The sequence below is a fragment of the Alloprevotella tannerae ATCC 51259 genome (assembly GCF_000159995.1).
Classification (GTDB): Bacteria; Bacteroidota; Bacteroidia; order Bacteroidales; family Bacteroidaceae; genus Alloprevotella; species Alloprevotella tannerae.
Genome location: NZ_GG700643.1, coordinates 805,354 through 827,062, shown reverse-complemented (window position 1 = coordinate 827,062; position 21,709 = coordinate 805,354). Strand labels below are relative to the sequence as shown.

Genomic DNA, 21,709 nt, shown 5'->3' with positions numbered 1-21,709 from the left:
TCCATCAATAAGGCGCCCAAAAGCCTATCAGTCTCACCAACGGCAGATAGTCAACCACGAATCAACCTGCTCGAAACGCGGCCCGCGCGGCCGCGTTTCGAGCAGGTTTTTTATAGCACTACGACGGCGGCCCAGCCAATCGAGGCCCTCGCAAAAGAAAGCCGACAAGCGCCGGCCAAAAGTTGCGCAGCATAGCCCTTTGCAGCGACAACGTTGGGCGGCAGAGGTTTTTCATCACGAGAAAAAAGGTTTGCGCTCACGATGAAAAGGGTTTGCGCTCGTGAGAAAAAAGGTCTACGCTCGTGAGCGTAAGCCCACAAAGGGCAAGCGAAGCAGCAAGAAAGCAGGCCGCGCGACGCGAAATGCGCGTTGCGGAGCGGCAAAAACGGAACGTAGGGCACACACGTCCGGACCGCAATCGGGAAACGTAGAGCGAAGGCTTGTTTAGTCTTGCTCGCGGCAGTATCTGCGGGACGCATGTTGGCCATCCGGTAGTTTTTTAGTATCTTTGCGCCCGATTTTCTTTCACCAATGAAGGCCGCGCGCCTTCGCCAATAAGCGGGGACACGAACGAAACAGCGTTCGCCTCCCTCTTTTTAGCACGCTAAATAAACGGGAACTTATGATTTCTAAGACATTATTCTCTCATTATCAACAGACATTAAAGTTGGGCATTCCGATCTCCATCGGGCAGATTGGTACAATCGTACTTTCGTTTGCCGATACGATGATGGTCGGACGCTACGATACACCCTCGTTGGCTGCTGCTTCGTTTGTGAACAGTGTTTTTAACCTCGTCATTTTTCTCCTTATAGGTTACTCTTTCGGCTTAACGCCCCAAGTGGGTGCCTTGTTTGGCCAAGGTGAGACGGCGTCAGTGGGCGCCGCCGTGCGTCAAGCGCTGCGCGCTAATAGTCTGTTTGCCGCCCTGCTCATACTGATTATGGGCGTCGGTTATTTCTTCGTTGATCAGATGGGACAGCCGGAGAGTTTGCTGCCTTTGATACGTCCTTATTATTTAGTCATACTGGCGTCGATGCCTTTCGTGATGCTCTTCAACGTATTGCGACAATTATCCGACGGAACTATGCATACGAAGACCGCCATGTGGGCACTTTGGGCCGGCAATGCGCTCAACATATTAGGCAACTGGTTGCTGATCTACGGCGTGGGCCCCTTTCCCGAGTTGGGACTTTTAGGTGCGGGCTTGTCGACGCTGCTTTCGCGTATTTTTATCGTAGTATGGATCTCAGCAGCCCTACTCTTAGAGCGCTGCTACAAGCCTTACCTCAAAGGTTTCTTTAACGTCCGCTACGATTGGTCTGCACTGCGCCACATCAATGCGCAATCTTTGCCCGTCTCTATCCAGATGGGGGCAGAGACAGCTGCGTTTACGTGCTGCGGCGTGATGGCCGGATGGATTGGAAAAGTAGAGTTGGCGGCCTTCCAAGTGATCATGACGGTGAGCACATTGGGCTTTATGTTCTATTATAGCTTGGCCTCGGCTATGTCAATTCGAGTGGCAACGTTTCAAGGTATGCAGGATTGGACCCAACTGGAGCGCTCGTCGCGCGCCGGTCGCGACATCCTGCTGGCCGTTGCGGTCGTAGCCAGTTTCGTGTTTTACTTCTTCGGCCCTTCGCTGATCGGCTTCTTCACGAAAGACGCCGCCGTGATTCAGATGGCCGTAATGCTTATTCCGGGACTGATCTTTTATCAGTATGCCGACGCGATGCAGATCTGCTACGCCAACGCTTTGCGCGGGACGGCCTTCGTTAAGCCGATGGCGCCCATAGCTTTGGTGTCGTATCTTTGCATCGGCATCCCCGTGGGTTATCTGCTGGGATTTGTTTTCGATTGGAAGCTTAACGGACTCTTCCTCGGTCTGCCCGCAGGCTTGTTTACGGCTGCCGGACTTTTCTTCTATTATTTTAGAAGAGCCATGAAGCGTAACCTGCAAACGTCTTTAAGCTGAGCATAATCGGAGGAACGAATCAGAGTTGCTGCACGCGTTGCTCGAAATCGGTCTTCGAGAGGACGGATTTGTTTCTGTATTTACTCCTATAATTGTAGATCGTAGCCAGTGAATAGTTGAGGAAATGCGCAATCCGTTTGCTCTCTTTGACACCTAAACGTATCAGTGCAAATACGCGCAACTCCGTATTGAGCAATTCATCATTTTTCGGATAAATCTGCGCTTCGGGCAAGAGTAAAGCGTTGAAATCTTCTATAAAATTGGGAAACAGATTCAAGAAAGCTTCATCAAAATCGGCATAAAAGCGCTCTTGCTCGCTCTCTTCCCAAATATCCGAGCGAAGACGATTGGCCACCTCTTGCATATTACCCGCCTTGGCCAACTTCAAAAGCGAACGCCGATAACCTCCGATGGCTTCTATGTAATCACGACAGCGATCTAGATAGCGGACGATGTAGGCTTCCTTCATCTTATCGGTCATTTGCAGGTGCGCATTGGTCTCTAAGAGTTGCTTATTCGTCTTGGCCAAAGCCATTCTCGTCTGCGAGAGTTTTTTCATCTGCCGCCGCAGGTAGAAGACGGCGATAAAAAGCAGCAAGGCCAACAAGGAAACGCCGGCAAAGAAGATGCGCTCGATGCGTATCCATTCCTGCGATTTTTCTTTATAAGCACGATCAATCAGCGGGAAGATTTTGCTGGCTTCGACAGAGCGCAAGCGCGCCTTGCAATAGCTGGCATCCTGAATGGTGCAGATCAAATAATTGTAGGCCCGCGTCAAGTCGCCGCGCTGAAAGAGCAACTCAGCCAATAAGGGGAGGGCCTCATATTCTTTCACGCCCGCCTTCAAGTCCATCAAAGCCGTCTCAGCCAAATAATAAGCCGCTTGGTCGTAATCGTCAGAAAGTCGATAACATTCTGCCAAATTAAAAACCGTGAAAACATCGAGTTTACCCTTCCTCCGCTGGTATTCAGCCTTCGCCAATTGCGAGGCTTCCTTCACTTTTCCTTCACTAAGGAGCTTGTCGATCAAGACAATGTTGCGCCCGTGTCCGTCCGACTCAAGCGAAAGGATGGAGTCTCTGTAAGCGGCCGTCAACTTGGCAGGTGATCCGCCGGATGCCGTTTCGGCCGCAAAGTCTTTCATCCAGCCGTAAACCGTTCGTTTGATGCGATAATAATGGAGCAGGTCGTCGCCCGTCAGATGCAGGGCTGCAGCTTTATCGGCCGTCTCCAGCGCCGCCGGATATAAGCCCATCAAAGCCAAAAGTTCGGCACGCCCCAACAAGACATAGGCTCGGAGCGATGGGTCGGTATGTGCCTGCGGCGTCTGCTCGAGCCGCTGCAAATACAAATTGGCCGAATCGGCTTGCGTATGTAGGTAGATTTCGAAAAGCCGGCGGTAGATCGGCGCCCGTTGCGCGTCGGGCACTTTACGTAATACTTGCTTCAACTTCGATGCTCGCTGCTCTCGCTGTTGCAAATAGTAGTCTTTTCGCTCGACCACCTTATCTAATTCCTGCAAAAGCGTTTGCGTTTTCGTGCTGAAGTCATCGCCGGCTACGGCAGAGAAAGCCAAGCAAAAGAGCGCGGAGAACAGGAGCAGTCTTTTCATCATGGAGTAATGTGTTGATTGGACGATAGTTTGCGCCTACAAAAATAAGTAGCCTGCCTCTCTTCTCCAAACATCTACACTTAAAAAACACCTCATTACCTCCCGTAGTGCTACTTGCGCCGAGGCATATTTAAGATGAGACGGACACCACCCACCTTACAACAGATGCCAAAAACGGAAAATCGGGGCAAAACGCCTTCGTTATACATTGGCAAATTTTTAGACAAAACAGCGACACCGCAGCGCAAAAAGGGGTGAAATCAATCAACTCGTTTATTTAAAAACAGACTCGCGACACATCAGCTTCCTACTATCGCCTGAAAAGGCGAAAGAAAACGACAAAAAAATTCCACACGAAGAGCTACAAAGCGTAAAGTAGAGCGTTTCCGAAAAGAACGAATTAACCGCAAGTTTTGTTTAGCTGATAAAGCAAAAGCATAAGGGTAATTGTTAATCGCTCTAAAAAGCGTTGATTTTCGACATTAAAATCGACAAAAAGAGGCGCTCAATTTGCGCAAAAGCAAGGAAATCTATACTTTTGTAGTATTCTCAGACAGATTAGGGACGTGCATTAACCATTAATCAACACAAAAAACAACCGTTTAAACTAGACTTAGAAGATCTTACACCTCCATTCGAGGAGGTTCACAGAAAGAGATTATAATACAACGTCCGAATAGTTTGAGATAGAGAGCGCCGCACAAAGTGTCGGCGCTTTTTCTTTTTTTGCTTTCTCCTTGCTCACTTTCATCTCACTATAAGCTCACAGACAATATATTTTGTTGTATTTCGTTTTTGTCTGTATATGAGTTTTCACTATCTTCGCGCAAAATCTTCTGATATGAGACGTTTGTTGTCGGCCCTTTTGGGCTGCTTTTTCGCCCTCTTTGCGCTGTCGGCTCAAGCTGATGACGCCAATCCTTCGGCTATGCCGAAAATGCGTGTGACGTATGGCGAGACAATCGGCGAAGAAGTTTCAGAATACATAGGCAATGCGCCGATGACGGCTGAATTTACGGCCAATCCGCAGACAATCGGCGACTATACGCCGCTTTATGAATGGCGCTTTACGAAGGTGGGCGAGTCAAAGCCTTTCCTCTTGCGCCACGAAGAGAATACGACTTACGTTTTTCGAGAGAGCGGTTCGTTTACCGTCAGTCTTTTGATTAGTTTTGTGCAAGGCACGGACACCATAGAATATAGTATGGATGAGCCGTTTAAGATTACCATCTCCGAATCTCGACTGGAAGTGCCCAATGCCTTTACGCCCAATGGCGATGGCATTAACGACGTATTCAAAGTAAAGGACGGTTATCAAAGCATCGTCTCCTTTCGGGCCGTCATCTTTGATCGCTGGGGTAAAAAGCTCTATGAATGGACGGACCTCAAGGGAGGTTGGGACGGCCGCGCCGGAGGTAGCGATGCTCCCGATGGGGCGTATTATCTCAATTTGCAAGCCAAAGGAGCAGACGGACGCAATTATAACATAAAGAAAACGATCAATCTGCTGCGCGGCTTTGAAGAGGGTTCTTCGGTAGCACCATAAACCAAACATGTCTACAGACGCTGAACAATATATCGATGTGCTTGGAGCGCGCGTACACAACTTGAAGAATGTGGACGTACGCTTGCCGCGCCACAGTCTGACGGTGATTACCGGTTTGAGTGGAAGCGGAAAGAGTTCATTGGCCTTTGATACGCTTTATGCCGAAGGTCAGCGGCGCTATATCGAGACGTTTTCAGCCTACGCTCGCGGCTTCTTGGACAATCTTGAGCGCCCCGACGTCGACAAGATAACGGGCCTCAGTCCAGTGATCAGCATTGAGCAAAAGACAACCAACAAAAATCCGCGCTCAACCGTAGGTACCGTGACGGAAATCTACGATTTTCTCCGCCTTTTGTATGCTCGCGCTGCCGATGCCTACTCGTATTTGTCGGGCGAACTGATGGTGAAGTATTCCGAAGAGAAGATTACTTCGCTTATTTTAGAGCAATATGAAGGCAAAAAGGTGCTTTTGCTCGCGCCGCTTGTACGGCAGCGTAAAGGACATTACAAAGAACTCTTTGAAAATGTACGTCGAAAGGGCTTTTTGACGGTTCGCGTCGATGGCGAACTGCGCGAGGCCGTGAGCGGAATGAAACTCGATCGCTATCGTACACACGACATAGAAGTAGTCGTAGACAAATTAGTCGTTCAAGCTAAAGACGAAAAGCGCTTGGCACACGGCGTGCACAAGACCTTAGAGCAAGGCCACGGCTTGATGATGCTCTTTGATGTTGCGGCTGATCAAACACGTTATTACAGCAAGCGTTTGATGGACCCTGTCGGCGGTTTGTCGTACAGAGAGCCGGCACCCAACAACTTTTCTTTTAATTCTACGGAAGGCGCTTGCCCCAAATGCAAGGGCTTGGGCTATGTCAGCGTGATAGACCGCGAAAAAGTTATTCCTGACCCCACGCTTTCCATCCGCAAGGGCGCTCTGGCGCCTTTAGGCGCTTATCGCAGCACGCTTATCTTTGCGGAGATTGAGGCTATTTTAGTCCCATTCGGCTGCGATCTTAAGACGCCTTTTAAAGATATTCCGGAAGAAGCCGTTGATATGATCTTCAACGGCACAACCGAACGCTTACACATTCCCGCCGCAGCAATGCATACGACGGAGGACTTCATCGTAAGCTACGACGGCCTTGCGAAATATATCAACCAGATGGCGGATAGCGAGATGACAGCAGCTTCGCAGAAATGGGCTGAACAATTCTCACGCACGGCGGTTTGCCCTGAATGTCACGGCAAACGCTTAAATCGCGAAGCGCTCTCTTACCGCTTAGACGGCCGCTCTATCGCCGACTTCGCGGAGATGGACATTAGCGAACTCTACGCTTGTCTCTCCGATCTTGAAGCGCGACTCGATAAGCAGCGCGCCGCCATTGCCCACGAAATTTTGAAAGAATTGCGCACCCGTCTCAAGTTTTTGTTAGACGTAGGTTTGGATTATCTCTCCCTTTCGCGCGCCACGATGAGTCTTTCGGGCGGCGAAAGTCAGCGCATACGCTTGGCCACGCAAATCGGCTCACAGTTGGTCAACGTACTATATATATTAGACGAGCCAAGCATAGGCCTGCACCAGCGCGATAATGTCCGTCTGATTCAGTCGCTCAAGAATTTGCGCGATATAGGCAACACGGTCATCGTCGTAGAGCACGACAAAGATATGATGCTGGCGGCCGACTATATTATAGATATGGGTCCGCGCGCCGGGCGCTTGGGCGGCGAAGTTGTTTTTCAAGGAAAGCCGACCACGATGCTCTCTTGTCGTACACTGACGGCCGACTATCTGAACGGCGAGCGAGAGATTGCCATTCCTCAGACACGCCGCAAAGGCAACGGGCATAAGCTCCGCCTTATCGGGGCTAAGGGCAATAACCTTAAAAGCGCAAATGTGACGATCCCACTCGGCACATTCGTCTGCGTGACGGGCGTTTCAGGCAGCGGCAAGTCTACGTTGATCAACGACACCCTACTCCCCATTCTTTCGCAACACTTTTATCGTTCCCTTCGTGCGCCTTTGTCTTACGGCAAACTCGAAGGAATCGAACAGGTCGACAAGGTCGTAGCCGTCGATCAAAGTCCTTTGGGGCGCACGCCGCGTTCCAATCCGGCCACCTATACGGGCGTCTTTTCAGACATCCGCAATCTCTTTGTCGAATTGCCCGAAGCCAAGATGCGCGGTTATAAGCCCGGACGCTTTTCTTTCAATGTCAAGGGCGGCCGCTGCGAAGTATGCAAGGGAAACGGCTACAAGACCATCGAGATGAACTTCCTGCCCGACGTCTACGTCCCCTGCGAAGCCTGCCACGGCAAGCGTTATAATCGAGAGACCTTAGAGGTGCGCTTTAAGGGTAAGAGCATCGCCGACGTACTTAATATGACGGTCAACAACGCCGTTGAGTTTTTCGAGAACGTCCCCACTATTCTGCATAAGATCAAAGTATTGCAAGACGTGGGCTTGGGCTATCTCAAATTAGGACAAAGCAGCACGACGCTTTCAGGCGGTGAGAGTCAGCGCGTAAAACTGGCTACCGAACTGGCAAAGCGAGATACGGGCAACACAATATATATATTAGATGAGCCGACTACGGGCCTGCACTTCGAGGATATACGCATCCTGCTCGGCGTCTTAAACCGGCTGGTCGAAAAGGGCAATACCGTTATTGTCATTGAGCACAATTTAGACGTGATCAAATCTGCCGACTACCTCATCGATATGGGCCCTGAAGGCGGCCGAGGCGGCGGCAAAGTAGTAGCTGCAGGCACGCCCGAACAAGTCGTAAGCAAGGGTTTAGGCTATACGGCCCGATACCTAAAAGAAGAATTGCACCGATGAGCAAAGAGAAGAAAACCAACGCTGCCCGCTTGCTCGACCGCGAAGGCGTCAGCTACGAACTGATTCCCTACCTCGTCGATGAGCACGACCTAAGTGCCGCCCACGTAGCCGCCTCTTTAGGCGAAGACGTCAAGAGCGTCTTTAAGACCATCGTCTTGCGCGGCGATAAGCAAGGCTGCCTCGTTTGCGTAGTGCCCGGCGACAGCGAAGTAGATCTAAAGCGAGCGGCCAAGGCGAGCGGCAATAAGAAAGTCGACCCCCTTCCACTCAAAGAATTGCTCCCCCTCACGGGCTACATTCGCGGCGGTTGTTCCCCGATCGGTATGAAGAAGCACTTCCCGACTTATTTTGATGCGTCGGCTGAGGAGCAACCTTTCATTTATGTCAGTGCCGGCGTGCGCGGCTTGCAACTCAAAGTAGCACCGGCCGATTTGTTGCGCTGCTGCGCTGCCGTCTACGCCCCATTAACACCCGATGAGCACGATTCATAAACAAGCAAATTATATACATAAATTCAATTACTAATAACTCCTTAATTACACAATTATGTTCGAAGGACAACCCAAAGGGCTTTACGCCCTTGCGCTTGCCAACACCGGCGAACGCTTCGGCTACTACACGATGATAGCCGTATTTGCGCTTTTCTTGCGAGCGAATTTTGGTTTTGAACCCGGCACGGCCGGCATGATCTACAGCAGTTTCTTAGGCTTAGTCTATTTTCTGCCCTTGATCGGCGGCTATATGGCCGACAAATTCGGCTACGGCAAGATGGTTACGATCGGTATTCTCATCATGTTTGGTGGTTACCTCCTGCTTTCCGTACCCTTAGGTAGCGGCACCGTAGCAATGATTGCTATGCTCGCAGCCCTGATCTTCATCAGTCTTGGTACGGGTCTCTTCAAAGGCAACTTGCAGGTAATGGTCGGCAATCTTTACGACAGTCCGGAATATGCCGGCAAGCGCGATTCTGCCTTTTCCATCTTCTATATGGCGATCAACATCGGCGCCCTCTTCGCTCCGACAGCCGCTGTGCGCATTAAAGAGTGGGCAGAGTCGATCGGTTATCACGAAAACGACGCTTACCACTTCTCCTTTGCCGTAGCTTGCGCCTCTTTGATTCTTTCAATGGCTATCTACTACGGTTTCCGCTCCTCTTTCCGCCACGTAGAAGGTTCGACAGGCACAAAGAAGTCAGCCGAAGATAAGGCCGAAGCACCCGTGCAGGAGATTTCAGCTAAGGAGACGAAGGATCGCATCATCGCCCTTTGTCTCGTCTTTGCCGTAGTGATCTTCTTCTGGATGGCTTTCCACCAAAACGGTTTGACGCTCACATATTTTGCAAATGAGTTCGTACAAAAGACAGCTACCGGCGTACAGAGCATGGCCTTCGACGTGATCAACCTCTTTATGATTATTATCATTGTCTACGCCGCATTCTCTCTCGTGCAGGGTAAGACGGGCAAATCCAAACTCATCTCCGGACTCGCTATCATCGCCGCTTTAGCTGTGATCGGCTATAAGTATATGAACCTCGAAGGCGCGGTAGAAGTCAGCGCCCCGATCTTCCAGCAGTTCAACCCCTTCTATGTCGTAGCCCTCACGCCCGTAAGTATGGCGATCTTCGCTTACCTCGGCCGCACCGGCAAGGAACCCAGCGCGCCCCGCAAGATTGCTTACGGTATGCTCGTGGCAGGTGCAGCCTACATCCTCATGGTTTTGGCTTCACAAGGTTTGAATACGCCTGCTCAGCAGGCAGTAGCCGGCGCTAATGCTACCTATACATCGCCCAACTGGCTCATCGGTACTTACCTCGTCCTCACCTTCGGCGAACTCCTACTCTCTCCGATGGGTATCAGCTTTGTCAGCAAGGTAGCGCCGCCTAAATATAAAGGTTTGATGATGGGTGGTTGGTTTGTAGCTACGGCTATCGGTAACCTCCTCGTCAGCGTCGGTGGTTACCTCTGGGGCAACCTGCCGCTCTGGTCTGTTTGGGCCGTCTTCATCGGCTTGTGTCTCCTCTCTGCCCTCTTCATGTTTACAATCATGAAGCGCTTGGAGCGCGTAAGCTAATCAGGCATTTTAACCTCAAAAGCGCAAGGCTTCGCCTTTCGCTTTTGAGAATACAAACGATGCGCATTTCTCGCGGGAAATGCGCATCGTTTACTTGTGGTCGGAATAAAGGCTGCCTGATAAGGATAGAGAAAGCCACATCCGTCCGGATGTATTTTGAACTTTTAAAATGTACCTGAAAGTAGCTTCTCCAAGTCTTCTTTAAGAAAGCATCAAGAAACCGAGAAGAGAACGAATCTAATATCATCTTCTGTTGTCGTTCTCATCTATTTCGTTACTTTCTGTTGTGTTGTGTTTTATTTGAAAGAGGAACACGATCGGTAATCACACATTCGTGTAAGCATATATCCCGATTATTCCACTTTGATATGTGCATTAGAGTCCATATCTTTGCAAGCAAATTTAACGAAATGCACTAAAAAGATGAAACTTGCAAAAAAACCAACCCAGCGTCTAGCATATATTGATATAGCCAAAACTATTGCTTTAATGCTTATAGTTTATAGCCATACTACAAATTGCTATGGGCAAACATACTTAGGAAGTTTCTTTATAGCTGCTTTTTTTCTTTTATCCGGATACACGTCAAAATACAATGTACCTTGGAAACAACATCTCATCAAACGCGCAAAGCGATTATTAATACCATATCTTTTGTTTAATGTGGTTTTTATTTTGCTCTGTAGGAATTTTACGGTCTATGATTTGTTAGGAGTAGTATATTCACGTTATAGACTAGGCTTAGAAGGAAGTTCCTTGCCGGTAATGCTACGAAGTTTAAATGGACCTCTATGGTTCTTTACTGCCATGTTTTTAGCAGATACGCTATTTATTAAATTAGCAAAAATGGTGGATTTAATAAACAGCAACATAAGGGTGCATGCCATAATTGTCGTTTGCTTGTTATCAGCCAGTCTTTTACTTAATCAAATTCCATTCCTCCTTCCTTGGAGTTTGGATACGGTACCATTCTTTGCGCTGTTTATGTATACAGGACAATTGTGCCTCAGATATAATATATTTAAGGACGCACTTGGATTAAAGATCCTCATTATACTTATATTGTTAATTGCAGGTTGTCAGATAAACGGACCCATCAATTTATCCATTCGAATATACGGGCATTCCATCTTACTAAGTTTCTTAACAGGCGTTACGGGGACTCTTTTTTTAGTATGGATAGGTAAACTTTTAGAAGCGTCAAAAATAGGAAGCTTCCTTGCAAAAAGGGGAAAACATACTTTGACCATCTTTTCTCTGCAAATGTTTGTACTCCATTTTGTCAATTCTGCCACTTCATTTGCCGGATACAAGGGAACAAGCATCCTCATTAATATCTTATTTGGAATTGGTGCGGTAATCGTGGTATTTATTTTTGGAGAAGTCGCATCAAAAATACTCAAACGCTTTTTTCCTTCTATTTTCTAAAACTTCAAATATCACTACACTTTTGAGAATACAAACGATGCGCATTTCTCGCGGGAAATGCGCATCGTTTACTTTTTGGGTGGGCTAATAAACAGCCCGACGTGGGCAATGGGCCTACATACTATTTACCATTTCTTGCAGGTCGTTCTGCTGCCGCAGCAGTTGCAAAAACTCTTTGGCCGCATTCTTCTCATAAGCACCCTCGAGTGTATGTATACAACCGATCATTTCATTTTCAGGCAGATCAATCGGAATAGCCACCACCTCTTGATGCCCCTTTACCGTCGAGGCCGATAGCACAGAAACCAACCGACTGCGCCCCACTAAATCAAGGAGCATATGGACCACATTGAGCTGAAAGCGCACATTAAAATGCAAATCCGATTTTTCGGCAAAACGATTAAAGAAGTTGCGCGCTTGCAAGCCGTTCGTCGGCAACGCCAAATCATATTGTGCCAACTCCTTTAACGTGACGCTTTTCTGTTCGGCAAGCGGATGGTCCACAGCCGTAATAGCCGCAAGTTGTGTACGAAAGAGTTCCCTACTTTTAATGGACGGAAGCGCATGCAAGGGCTTGTAAGAAAGCACAAAGTCGACTTGTCGTTTTTGCAAATCCTCCAGCAAATCTTCCATACGCTTATAAAAGATATTCAGGCGAATTGCCGGAAAGCGCCGCATAAAGGTCAGCACCGTCTCCGTCATAATCGGGTGAAACGAATACGTGACTCCCACATTCAGCACGCCGGTCTTAAGATGTTGTAGATCTCGAATATACAGTTTACTCGTTTCTGCATCATCAATAGTACGCCGCGCATTGGGCAGAAATGCTTCACCCGGTTCTGTGAGCACAACCTCGTGACTATTGCGTTCTAAGAGTCTTACGCCCAACTCCTCCTCCAGTTGTTTTATTTGCTGTGATAAGGTACTTTGTGTAATGCAAAGCGACTTGGCAGCCGTCGAAAAATTAAGTTGTTCGGCTACAGCTATAAAGTAGTGAAGTTGGCGTAGTTCCATGCGTTCTGTTATACTGAGCGCTGGAGCAACAGCGTGCCACTTAAGCATCGTTCCGCCGGCCACACTTACAGCCAGCCATCAACGAGTACGCTACCCGCCCCTATGCGTCTGAGTTGAGTTTATAGTCAATCTTCGTCTTCGTAATCCTCATTTTTTGCAAGTTGGTCGGATTTGAAGCAATAAACGGCGTCAAAGATAATAAATAGTACGACGACTGCCGCAATGATCATTCCAATTGTTTGATTAGTCATAATTCTATTTGTTTTGAGTTAACGCTGCAAAAGTAGCCTTACGCCCAACGCTCCACAAGGATTGACAACGGATTGTTTCGATAGTGGCTATCGCAAAAATCAATACAAAGTTACATATACAGCCTTCCATAACCCAAAATTTACACGCAAAATAGCTGAGAAATAGTTAAAAATCAGTCGCTAAACTTTCATTTTTAATTTACATCTTTGATCATTTATCGCCTGACGCTCATACGCATTTTTTACGCCGGCGTGCGGTGATTATTCACGGCGACAGGCAGAAAAACACACCCCCGCAACCCACAAAATGCTCTATATTCGGTCAGCTTTTACGCAGAGTAGCAACGCAACCACGACATACTCTGTAAGAAAAAAAGCCCAAAGGGTAGCTATTTTTAGTTCCCCATAGCGAAGAATGGCGTGTTTTTGTATGGATGCAAAACGAAAAAAGCGCAAAAAACCGTGATTTTATCGCATATTCGGCTATAAAAATCCAATCCCAACCACCCCGTCGCAACCCGCTGCGCATCGCCGCCAAACTTTCACCTATGATCGTTGAAATTCTCCTATAAGACAATTTTAATTCTCCTATAACTCTCTTCAAACTTTCACCTAAGACAATTTTTCCGATCATAGGTGAAAGTTTAACCAATCCTTATCCCTACGCCACCGAAAAACGGTCCTTTTTCGACAAAGCACGAAAAAACCGCGCTTTCATCGGTTGAAAACGCGGCCTTTGTTAAATGTAATTTTCTTCCGGCACTAAGCTGTGCCTTAATCTTCAACTACTTCGCATTCCGGATATCATCCTGCGCCCCGAAGATTAAGTTGCGCTTGTCGAGTGCCATACGCATCGTACTGCTTTTCGTAAACCTCACGCTCACGCGCTTAATGAGATTTGCGCCTTTTTCCTTTGCCTCTTTCGCCGTCGACGCGCCCTCGCCGTGCATCGTCAGGCGAAAAGAACCGAGATCACCTAAGCGAACCGAATTACCGTCCGCAAGTGTTTGGAGAATCTCATATTGCAGGGCATCCAATACCGCCTTAACGGAGGCAGAAGATACGCCCGAACGCTTCTCGATGCGCCCGACAATCGTAGGTAGCATTACGGGCACGCCCGGCGCCATCTGCGGATAAAATTTCACTTGATCTCTCTTGAGCGGATTTTTCTTCGCTCTAATAACAAATTTAATCATTGTTGGTATAGATTTAATTGAAGAATAATTGAACCAAGAGCGCTCCCCGCCCTTGCAAATGCAAAGGTAAGCATTTCCGGCGAGCCTGCAAAATACGCCATAATCGCTTGGTAGTGAGACAGTCTGCGAACGTATATAAAGACCAACCCTAAGGGGTTGCATTTTTGCGACGGACTATGGCAGGGTTGTCGCTTCGCTCCAACGCCTGCCCTGCCAAAAGACCAAGCCTAAGGGCTTGTGGTACGGGAGTGAGCTTTGGTAGTTTGGGTTTATCTGTGTATTTACACGCCTATATGTGGACGGTTTTGAGAGACCAACCCTAAGGGGTTGCCCTTTTGCGGCGAACTATGGCAGGGTTGTCGCTTCGCTCCAACGCCTGCCCTGCCAAAAGACCAAGCCTAAGGGCTTGCTGGGGATGTTTTGCGCGTTTACATTCGAGTTTATAATTGCTTTGGATCAATAACACGTATGCGTGTCAGATTTTCCGCTTGAAATTATATCGTTTCCGCATAGTTTCGTCCATCAATAACCCCATCGGGGTTAGTCTTTTGGTAGGGCAGGGTTGACGTTGCACGTCAACCCTGCCTCAAAGCATAAGTAAATTGACAACCCCTTAGGGTTGGTCTTTCAAAACAAGCGAATGCCCGCCGGCGGAGACCGTGAAGGACTCAGCCTAAAAGGCAGTGAAAGACTTCTTGTGCAACATATTTTACAAAAGGCGGCTCAATGTTTGTGCTTCAAGCATATTTCTACTAATTTTGCAAAAGATAGACAGCACTTTTATGCGCACAATAAATGGCTGACCATTGACGGGTGAGCCATAAAACAAAAGAATATGACAGCTAACGAGATACGCGAATCTTTCAAAAGATTCTTTGAGAGCAAAGGGCATTTGATCGTACCCTCTGCCCCTATGGTGATCAAAGATGATCCCACACTGATGTTTACCAATGCCGGAATGAATCAGTTTAAAGACATCATCCTCGGCCATCGTGAACCTAAAAGTCGCCGACAGACGGACTCGCAAAAGTGTCTGCGCGTTAGCGGCAAGCACAACGACCTCGAAGAGGTGGGCCGCGATACGTATCATCATACGATGTTTGAGATGCTGGGCAACTGGAGTTTTGGCGACTACTTTAAGGAAGAAGCCATCGAGTTTGCTTATGAATATTTAGTCGGCGTCTTGAAAATAGACCCCGCCAACCTTTATGTGACTGTCTTTGAAGGTTCACCCGATGAGGGCCTTTCGAGAGATGATGAGGCGGCAGCCATCTGGGGCCGTCATTTCCCCGAAGACCACATCATCAATGGCAATAAGCACGACAACTTCTGGGAAATGGGTGAGACGGGCCCTTGCGGACCTTGCTCGGAAATCCATATAGACATACGCTCGGCCGAAGAAAAGGCGGCCGTAGCAGGACGCGAATTGATCAATAAAGATCATCCGCAGGTGATTGAGATTTGGAATCTCGTCTTTATGCAATATAACCGCAAAGCCGACGGTACACTGGATGCTCTGCCGCAGCGCGTAATTGATACGGGTATGGGCTTTGAGCGTCTCTGTATGGTGATGCAGGGAAAGCAGTCGAATTATGATACCGACGTCTTCCGCCCTATTCTGAATAAAATTGCAGAACTCTCGGGCCGCCGCTATGGCGAATCAACGGAGACGGACATCGCAATGCGCGTCATCGCCGACCACTTGCGTGCCATCTCGTTCAGCATTGCCGATGGGCAGTTGCCCTCCAATGCGAAAGCCGGCTACGTGATTCGTCGCATCTTGCGCCGTGCCGTGCGCTATGCTTATACCTTCTTAGATCAGAAAGAGGCCTTTATGTATCGGCTTGTACCGACGCTCGTAGAGGAGATGGGCGAGGCTTATCCGGAACTCGCTGCGCAGCGCGATTTGATTACGCGCGTGATGAAAGAAGAGGAAGACAGTTTCCTGCGCACACTCGCCACGGGTATCTCGCTGCTTGAAGGCGTGATGAAAGAGACGAAAGACGGCGGCAGCAGTGTTGTAAAAGGCGAAAAAGCTTTTACGCTCTTCGACACTTACGGTTTCCCGCTCGATTTGACCGAACTGATCTGCGCCGAAAACGGACTGAAAGTAGATGAAGACGGATTTAACGTAGAAATGCAGCGACAGAAAGAGCGCGCACGCAGTGCCGCAAGCGTAGAAACGGGCGATTGGGTCATCTTGAGCGAAGGCGAATCGCACTTCGTAGGTTGGGATACACTTCGCCAAGCGTGTCACATTCTCCGCTATCGCAAAGTGCAGCAAAAGAAACAAACGTATTATGAATTAGTCATCGACACGACACCGTTTTATGCTGAAATGGGTGGACAAGTCGGTGATAGCGGCGTATTGCGCAGTGCGAACGAAACAGTGGAAATCTTCGATACGAAGCAGGAAAATAATCTGTCGATTCACCTAACTAAGCGCCTGCCGGAGAATCCTGCGGCAGAGTTTATGGCAGAAGTAGACGAGGCGGCTCGCCGCTCGTGCGAAGCCAACCACTCGGCAACCCACTTGCTCGACCAAGCCCTGCGCGAAGTGTTGGGTGCGCACGTAGAGCAGAAGGGATCGCTCGTAACGCCCACTTATTTGCGCTTCGACCTTTCTCACTACCAAAAAGTCACACCGGAAGAGTTGCGCCAAGTAGAGCGCATCATTAACCGCCGCATACGCGAAGATATTCCGCTGCAAGATCACCGTGATGTGCCCATAGAAGAGGCAAAGAGGATGGGCGCTATTGCGCTTTTTGGTGAAAAGTACGGCGACCGCGTGCGCGTAGTTCAATTTGACAAAAGCGTAGAGTTTTGCGGCGGTTGCCACGTCCGCAGCACGGGCCGCATTGGCTTGTTCCGCATTGTGAGCGAAAGCAGTGTTGCAGCAGGTATCCGCCGTATCGAAGCCGTAACGGCAGAGGCAGCTGAAGAAATGTGCTACCGGCAACACGATACGCTCAACGATCTGCGCGCGCTCTTCAATAATGTGAAAGATATCTCCGTTGCTGTGCATAATGCCATCGAAGAAAATGACGAGTTGAAGAAAGAGGTGGAGAAGTTTATGCAGCTACGCGTAAAAGAACTCGGCAAAGAGTTGATGAAGATAGCGGAGAATCGCGGCGACATTAAGCTCTTGAAATATGTAGTCAAAGATGAGTGGGCGCCCGATCTGATAAAGGATCTGGCCTTCCAGTTGTCCGCACAATTGCCGGAGAACTTGTTCTGCGTCATCGGTAGCCACCAAGGTGGGAAGCCCTTGCTGACAGTTATGATTAGCAAGCAATTAGTAGAAAGCAAGCAACTTAACGCGGGCCAATTGGTGCGCGAAGCTGCAAAACTGATTAAAGGTGGTGGCGGCGGAGCGCCTCACTTCGCCACGGCCGGCGGTAAAGATCTCAACGGGCTTACTGCGGCTGTAGATAAAGTGGTAGAGTTGGCCGGCATTTAATACTGCATACACATCTTATATAAAATAGTCCGCACAAAATCGGATTTGTAATCATTAACGACTTCGGCGCTCTTTTTACAAAGGCGCCGAAGTCGTTTAATAAAAGGGTAGAAAAGGCGTTTACGGCGCATCTAAATCCGAGAAAAACGGGGGAAATAAGCAAAATCGAGGTCATATCACTAAAAAAACTCAAAATAATTGTGCTGATTACAAGCAGCGAATTAAAATAAGCGTTAACTTTGCATCGTCTATAGAAGAGTTAAATCGTTTTTCGCAAGAAAGAATACTGGTTATGATCAAATTAAATGGGACTCTGCGGCAGAGTATTGTCGCCTCATCCTATAGACTTAATTATCCGATAGCGTTCGGGTAAGCATCTATTGTATTAGATCAGGCAGACTAAGCGGGGCGTGAGCTTCGCTTAGTTGCTTTTTATAAGGTTTCAAAGGCGTAAGGAGCGTCCTGTCTCTTAAATGAAGAGAGTGCTTAAAAATGGCATAATTCCCGCGCACTCTCACTCACAAAAAACCTCACTTTGCCCACCAATAACCCCCATTCTACGCTCTCTACTATAAAAATGTCAATAGCTCGTCCAATTTTACGCAACTTTCGCCCAATTTATTCCGCCAATAACCCCATCGGGGTTAGTCTCTTGGTAGGGCAGGGTTGACGCATTGCGTCAACCCTGCCTCGAAGCCCCGAAAAAAATGACAACCCCATAGGGTTGGTCTTTCAAAAACACGCGAAAATGCATCAACACAAAAATAAAATTATTCAAAAAAACGGCGGTTTCATCGCATATTCGGCTATAAAAATGCCGAATAAACCACCCCGCCACAACCCACTGCTCACCTCCGCCAAACTTTCACCTATGATCGAAAAATTCTCCTATAAGACAATTTTAATTTGCCTATAAGAAAGTTCAAACTTTTACCTAAGAAACTTTTTCCGATCACAGGTGAAAGTTTCAACAATCCTTATCCCTGCACCACCGAAAAACGGCTTATTTTCGACAAAGTACGAAAAAGCCGCGCTTTCATCAGTTGAAAACGCGGCCTTTGTTAAATGTAATTTTTTGCCGGCACTAAGCTGTGCCGATTCTTCGCCTACTTCGCATTCCGGATATCGTCCTGTGCACCGAAGATTATGTTGTGCTTGTCAAGAACCATCCGCATCGTATTGCTTTTCGTGAACCGCACGCTCACGCGCTTAATGAGATTTGCTCCTTTTTCCTTTGCCTCTTTCGCCGTCGTTACGCCCTCGCCGTGCATTGTCAGACGAAAAGAACCAAGGTCTCCTAAGCGAACCGAATTACCATCGGAGAGTGTTTGGATAATCTCATATTGCAGGGCGTCCAATACCGCCTTGACGGAGGCAGAAGATACGCCCGAACGCTTCTCGATGCGCCCGACAATCGTGCGCAACATCACGGGCACGCCCGGCGCCATCTGCGGATAAAATTTCACTTGATCTCTCTTGAGCGGATTTTTCTTCGCTCTAATGACGAATTTAATCATTGTGGGTATAGATTTAATTGGTGAATAATATAACCAAGGACGCTCCTCGCCCTTGCGTATGCAAAGGTAAGCAAATCCTTCGAGCCGGCCAAAACGCACGATAATCGCTTGACTATAAGCTGATATACGAACGATTTGAAAGACCAGCCCTATGGGGTTGCACTTTCGCGACGGATTATGGCAGGGTTGTCGCTTCGCTCCAACGCCTGCCCTGCCAAAAGACCAAGCCTAAGGGCTTGCGGTGCGGGTGTGGGCTTTGTTGGTTGAGGTTATAATAACATTGCGTTCGTTATTTAACGTGAGTTCGACGAATTCAGAACGATGTAAGGGGAGTGTAAATGATGCTTTGTGCATTGATGGACGGCTTCTTTGGAAATAGGAAATAGGTGGTAATTGCCTATAATAAGTTGATGATGAAGCGGTCAAAGCATCTATGTCTGGAGTGTTCCACCTGCGCAATGTTCTTTAGTTCATCATTCACCGTTTCAATAAAGCAGCGATAACCAGAACCGTGGAAAGGAATCATTACCAGCATAACTTCTGCCTTTGACATTGTAGAATTTCGATGATATTTCCTTTTCCTGTAGGTTTTAGCGTATATTTTGCTATCATTGCATCAAAAAACTTGCAGGAATCAACTACCATACAAAATATTTCAGTAACTCCTCCATAGGTGATTATTACGGTTTTTATTTATAACTGTTTGTATATTAACTCCTTAATGCTACAACGATTTTCACTAATCACCAAATCCATAGACACTTATAATTCGTCGAGATCACGGTAACATAAAAGCAAAAACAAGAGAGACTGCGATCTATAAGAGGCTTTACGCGGATACCATCAGTAGTGAGAACATTAATCTTAATATAAAGATTTACACGCTCATAACAGCTGTTTTTTAGGGAATCTCTGCGCTTTCTCTCCTCGCATTTGAGCAGAACGGAGGGAGGGAAGGACTGTTCAGATGTAAAGATTATTCTCATCTGCTTTTTAATCTACGATCTTTTGATGTGTAAAAGGGCATGTTTTGCAATGTAAAAGGGTACCTTTTACAAGCCCGTTTGTAACCTGTTGATATCTTGAATGTTACAAAGGTGATAAAGAAGGGATATGGTAGGGAAAGTGAAAGATAGCGAAGTGAGAAGTGTAAGGATTTTTGTTTCTGTTCGTTCCGTTGTGTTTTTCAAAGTAAGGTCAGTGTGCTTTGTCATCAGGGTAGCGGCTTTACCGATTCAAAAGGTGAGACCTTTGAAAAATGGGGCGGACAATAATTATCTTCCTTTTCAGGATCATTTTTGCTTGAAGAAGGGTAACTATCGAGGATGATAAGGTCCCCCTTTCCCCCGGTTGGGCCTCAAACTCGGGCCCGACCGGGGAAATCTTTACTTACTTGACACATTTGGATATAATAAGCCCTGGTGTTCGATATAGATTAAAGGCTATGCTTTCGAGGATGTTCTGTGTATGCGTCTTAGCAAGGCCTCGATATCGGCAACGTCCACCATCAAACCACCGACGGATGCTGCCAAAGGTACGTTCTATGACACTGCGAATAGGACTTATGGAGCGGTTAAAGAGATGTTGTGCTTGGCTCAAGGGCCGGTTGCGATATGCCCTGTGCATGATACAATCCCGTAAGTGATGCCTGGCTAAAAAGGCTCGGTTCTCCTCCGTTGCATAGCCCTTATCCGCATAGACAGGTGTATCGGCAGGGAGATCCTCTTCTCTCAACAATGGTATCAACTCCTTCAGATCGTTACGATTGGCCGGGGTGGTGATGACTTGCCGAATGATTCCTTCCCTGTTTGTCAACACATGTTTCTTATAACCATATCGATAGACTTTCTTCTTTACCCACCGGGCTTCACCGTCTGTCCCCTTGCGTTCCTGCAAAAGGAACTTATGGTAAGCCTCCTCTTCATCCTTTTCGTCATCACTGCGTGTATCTTCACGATCATCAGCCACAGTGATGCGCAATGTCCCATTAGGGCGGTGAGGGCTGTCGACAATGCTCGCATCGATCAGAACTCCTTCCTTGATAGAGATATGATGGGCGCTCAATTGTTTATTGAAGGCTTTCAGTAACTTGTCCATGAGTCCAGACTCTGTCAGGGCAGTCCTGAAACGGCTGATCGTACTGTGATCCGGAGAGACGGCTTCCATACTCAGCCCTAGAAATCGAGAAAACGTCACCGAGTCGTTGACACGCTCTTCCAAGGCACAGTCACTCAATCCATACCAGGTCTGCAAAAGAAGCATTTTGAAAAGCAGGATGACATCATAGGCCGGAGCTCCTGCCGCATTTTGCCGCTTGGTGTACTTCTTGTTGATCAGCGTGCGAATAGGACGCCAATCGATAAGCCTGTCGACTTGATTCAAAAATACATTCTGAGCTTTCCTGCATCTCTTCTCTAACATGACGTCTGCAAATGAGACTTCGTCGTTGGTGGATTTTCCTTGTCTTGCCATAATTTTGTGTCATCTTATAGTGCTAATATACGAAATAAAACGCTAATAAACAATAGGACAAGTGGTAAAATAGACTGATCTATTGTGCAAAGGTCTCAAGGTGGGTGAACAGACTGAGAAACGGACGTGAAGAAGACGAAAGAAACGGCGGGATTGGCAATCAAAAATGTGTCTTTCAGTCGGTGATTTTTTAACGTTCCAACGACAGTTTACAAAGAATTAATTGTGTTTCAGCGACAGAACCATGACCAATAATATGGACCATTATGGATATACTGTAAGCTGAGAGACTACTTAATAGATTCAGCTCGCACGCTCTATGTCCTCCT

General features: G+C 47.7%; 14 protein-coding genes and 2 pseudogenes. 7 read left to right on the top strand and 9 right to left on the bottom strand.

Annotated features, from left to right (window positions below):
• The first annotated feature begins 622 nt into the window (after nucleotides 1-622).
• On the top strand, nucleotides 623-1,975 hold the full coding sequence (locus tag GCWU000325_RS09375; protein WP_006256313.1) for an MATE family efflux transporter: 1,353 nt from the start codon (nucleotides 623-625) through the stop codon (nucleotides 1,973-1,975).
• A gap of 19 nt (nucleotides 1,976-1,994) precedes the next feature.
• Here GCWU000325_RS09375 and GCWU000325_RS09370 read toward each other — a convergent pair whose 3' ends face one another.
• Nucleotides 1,995-3,590: a DUF6377 domain-containing protein gene (locus tag GCWU000325_RS09370; RefSeq protein ID WP_006256312.1), complete on the bottom strand. Its 1,596-nt coding sequence runs from the start codon at nucleotides 3,588-3,590 to the stop codon at nucleotides 1,995-1,997.
• Between the two features lie 838 nt (nucleotides 3,591-4,428).
• Between GCWU000325_RS09370 and GCWU000325_RS09365 the strand changes: the two genes are divergently transcribed.
• From GCWU000325_RS09365 to GCWU000325_RS09345, 5 genes are all read left to right on the top strand, one after another.
• Nucleotides 4,429-5,133, top strand: a complete 705-nt coding sequence (locus GCWU000325_RS09365; protein WP_006256309.1) for a gliding motility-associated C-terminal domain-containing protein — start codon at nucleotides 4,429-4,431, stop codon at nucleotides 5,131-5,133.
• 7 nt (nucleotides 5,134-5,140) lie between these two features.
• Nucleotides 5,141-7,972, top strand: a complete 2,832-nt coding sequence (uvrA, locus tag GCWU000325_RS09360) for an excinuclease ABC subunit UvrA (RefSeq protein ID WP_006256308.1) — start codon at nucleotides 5,141-5,143, stop codon at nucleotides 7,970-7,972.
• Nucleotides 7,969-8,463 carry a Cys-tRNA(Pro) deacylase gene (gene ybaK / locus GCWU000325_RS09355; RefSeq protein WP_006256307.1) on the top strand — a complete coding sequence of 165 codons (495 nt, stop codon included), beginning with the start codon at nucleotides 7,969-7,971 and terminating at the stop codon, nucleotides 8,461-8,463. Before uvrA ends, ybaK begins: the two co-directional genes overlap by 4 nt.
• 55 nt (nucleotides 8,464-8,518) lie before the next feature.
• Nucleotides 8,519-10,042 carry a peptide MFS transporter gene (locus GCWU000325_RS09350; RefSeq protein WP_006256305.1) on the top strand — a complete coding sequence of 508 codons (1,524 nt, stop codon included), beginning with the start codon at nucleotides 8,519-8,521 and terminating at the stop codon, nucleotides 10,040-10,042.
• A gap of 423 nt (nucleotides 10,043-10,465) precedes the next feature.
• Nucleotides 10,466-11,470 carry an acyltransferase family protein gene (locus GCWU000325_RS09345; protein WP_006256303.1) on the top strand — a complete coding sequence of 335 codons (1,005 nt, stop codon included), beginning with the start codon at nucleotides 10,466-10,468 and terminating at the stop codon, nucleotides 11,468-11,470.
• A 114-nt stretch (nucleotides 11,471-11,584) separates the two neighbouring features.
• On the opposite strand, the gene GCWU000325_RS09340 is transcribed toward GCWU000325_RS09345, so the two are convergent.
• From GCWU000325_RS09340 to GCWU000325_RS09335, 4 genes are all read right to left on the bottom strand, one after another.
• Entirely contained in the window at nucleotides 11,585-12,484 is a 900-nt protein-coding gene (locus GCWU000325_RS09340) for a LysR substrate-binding domain-containing protein (protein ID WP_040599605.1), read from the bottom strand.
• A gap of 125 nt (nucleotides 12,485-12,609) precedes the next feature.
• Nucleotides 12,610-12,735, bottom strand: a complete 126-nt coding sequence (locus GCWU000325_RS12525; protein ID WP_006256301.1) for a hypothetical protein — start codon at nucleotides 12,733-12,735, stop codon at nucleotides 12,610-12,612.
• A 322-nt stretch (nucleotides 12,736-13,057) separates the two neighbouring features.
• Nucleotides 13,058-13,369 carry a hypothetical protein gene (locus GCWU000325_RS12455; RefSeq protein ID WP_006256300.1) on the bottom strand — a complete coding sequence of 104 codons (312 nt, stop codon included), beginning with the start codon at nucleotides 13,367-13,369 and terminating at the stop codon, nucleotides 13,058-13,060.
• A gap of 151 nt (nucleotides 13,370-13,520) precedes the next feature.
• Nucleotides 13,521-13,931 (bottom strand): HU family DNA-binding protein, encoded by a 411-nt coding sequence (locus GCWU000325_RS09335; RefSeq protein WP_006256299.1) that lies wholly within the window; start codon nucleotides 13,929-13,931, stop codon nucleotides 13,521-13,523.
• An 835-nt stretch (nucleotides 13,932-14,766) separates the two neighbouring features.
• On the opposite strand from GCWU000325_RS09335, the gene alaS reads away from it, so the two are divergent.
• Nucleotides 14,767-17,391, top strand: coding sequence for an alanine--tRNA ligase (alaS, locus tag GCWU000325_RS09330; protein WP_006256296.1), 2,625 nt, complete (start codon nucleotides 14,767-14,769; stop codon nucleotides 17,389-17,391).
• Between the two features lie 1,106 nt (nucleotides 17,392-18,497).
• Here alaS and GCWU000325_RS09325 read toward each other — a convergent pair.
• From GCWU000325_RS09325 to GCWU000325_RS09320, 4 genes and pseudogenes are all read right to left on the bottom strand, one after another.
• A complete protein-coding gene (locus GCWU000325_RS09325; protein ID WP_006256293.1) occupies nucleotides 18,498-18,908 on the bottom strand; it encodes an HU family DNA-binding protein in 411 nt (136 codons plus the stop codon).
• A 313-nt stretch (nucleotides 18,909-19,221) separates the two neighbouring features.
• A pseudogene (locus GCWU000325_RS12670) lies at nucleotides 19,222-19,407 on the bottom strand (transposase); the annotation flags it as partial.
• Nucleotides 19,399-19,553: pseudogene (locus tag GCWU000325_RS12665) on the bottom strand (transposase); the annotation flags it as partial. The pseudogenes GCWU000325_RS12670 and GCWU000325_RS12665, both read right to left, overlap by 9 nt.
• A gap of 744 nt (nucleotides 19,554-20,297) precedes the next feature.
• Nucleotides 20,298-21,380 carry an IS5 family transposase gene (locus GCWU000325_RS09320; protein WP_006256287.1) on the bottom strand — a complete coding sequence of 361 codons (1,083 nt, stop codon included), beginning with the start codon at nucleotides 21,378-21,380 and terminating at the stop codon, nucleotides 20,298-20,300.
• Nucleotides 21,381-21,709 lie beyond the last annotated feature (329 nt).

Excerpts from the sequence above, each read along its gene's own strand:
- GCWU000325_RS09375 (WP_006256313.1), top strand. The coding sequence starts at position 623 with ATGATTTCTAAGACATTATTCTCTCATTATCAACAGACATTAAAGTTG.
- GCWU000325_RS09370 (WP_006256312.1), bottom strand. The coding sequence starts at position 3,590 with ATGATGAAAAGACTGCTCCTGTTCTCCGCGCTCTTTTGCTTGGCTTTC.
- GCWU000325_RS09365 (WP_006256309.1), top strand. The coding sequence starts at position 4,429 with ATGAGACGTTTGTTGTCGGCCCTTTTGGGCTGCTTTTTCGCCCTCTTT.
- uvrA (WP_006256308.1), top strand. The coding sequence starts at position 5,141 with ATGTCTACAGACGCTGAACAATATATCGATGTGCTTGGAGCGCGCGTA.
- ybaK (WP_006256307.1), top strand. The coding sequence starts at position 7,969 with ATGAGCAAAGAGAAGAAAACCAACGCTGCCCGCTTGCTCGACCGCGAA.
- GCWU000325_RS09350 (WP_006256305.1), top strand. The coding sequence starts at position 8,519 with ATGTTCGAAGGACAACCCAAAGGGCTTTACGCCCTTGCGCTTGCCAAC.
- GCWU000325_RS09345 (WP_006256303.1), top strand. The coding sequence starts at position 10,466 with ATGAAACTTGCAAAAAAACCAACCCAGCGTCTAGCATATATTGATATA.
- GCWU000325_RS09340 (WP_040599605.1), bottom strand. The coding sequence starts at position 12,484 with ATGGAACTACGCCAACTTCACTACTTTATAGCTGTAGCCGAACAACTT.
- GCWU000325_RS12525 (WP_006256301.1), bottom strand. The coding sequence starts at position 12,735 with ATGACTAATCAAACAATTGGAATGATCATTGCGGCAGTCGTCGTACTA.
- GCWU000325_RS12455 (WP_006256300.1), bottom strand. The coding sequence starts at position 13,369 with ATGATCGGAAAAATTGTCTTAGGTGAAAGTTTGAAGAGAGTTATAGGA.
- GCWU000325_RS09335 (WP_006256299.1), bottom strand. The coding sequence starts at position 13,931 with ATGATTAAATTTGTTATTAGAGCGAAGAAAAATCCGCTCAAGAGAGAT.
- alaS (WP_006256296.1), top strand. The coding sequence starts at position 14,767 with ATGACAGCTAACGAGATACGCGAATCTTTCAAAAGATTCTTTGAGAGC.
- GCWU000325_RS09325 (WP_006256293.1), bottom strand. The coding sequence starts at position 18,908 with ATGATTAAATTCGTCATTAGAGCGAAGAAAAATCCGCTCAAGAGAGAT.
- GCWU000325_RS09320 (WP_006256287.1), bottom strand. The coding sequence starts at position 21,380 with ATGGCAAGACAAGGAAAATCCACCAACGACGAAGTCTCATTTGCAGAC.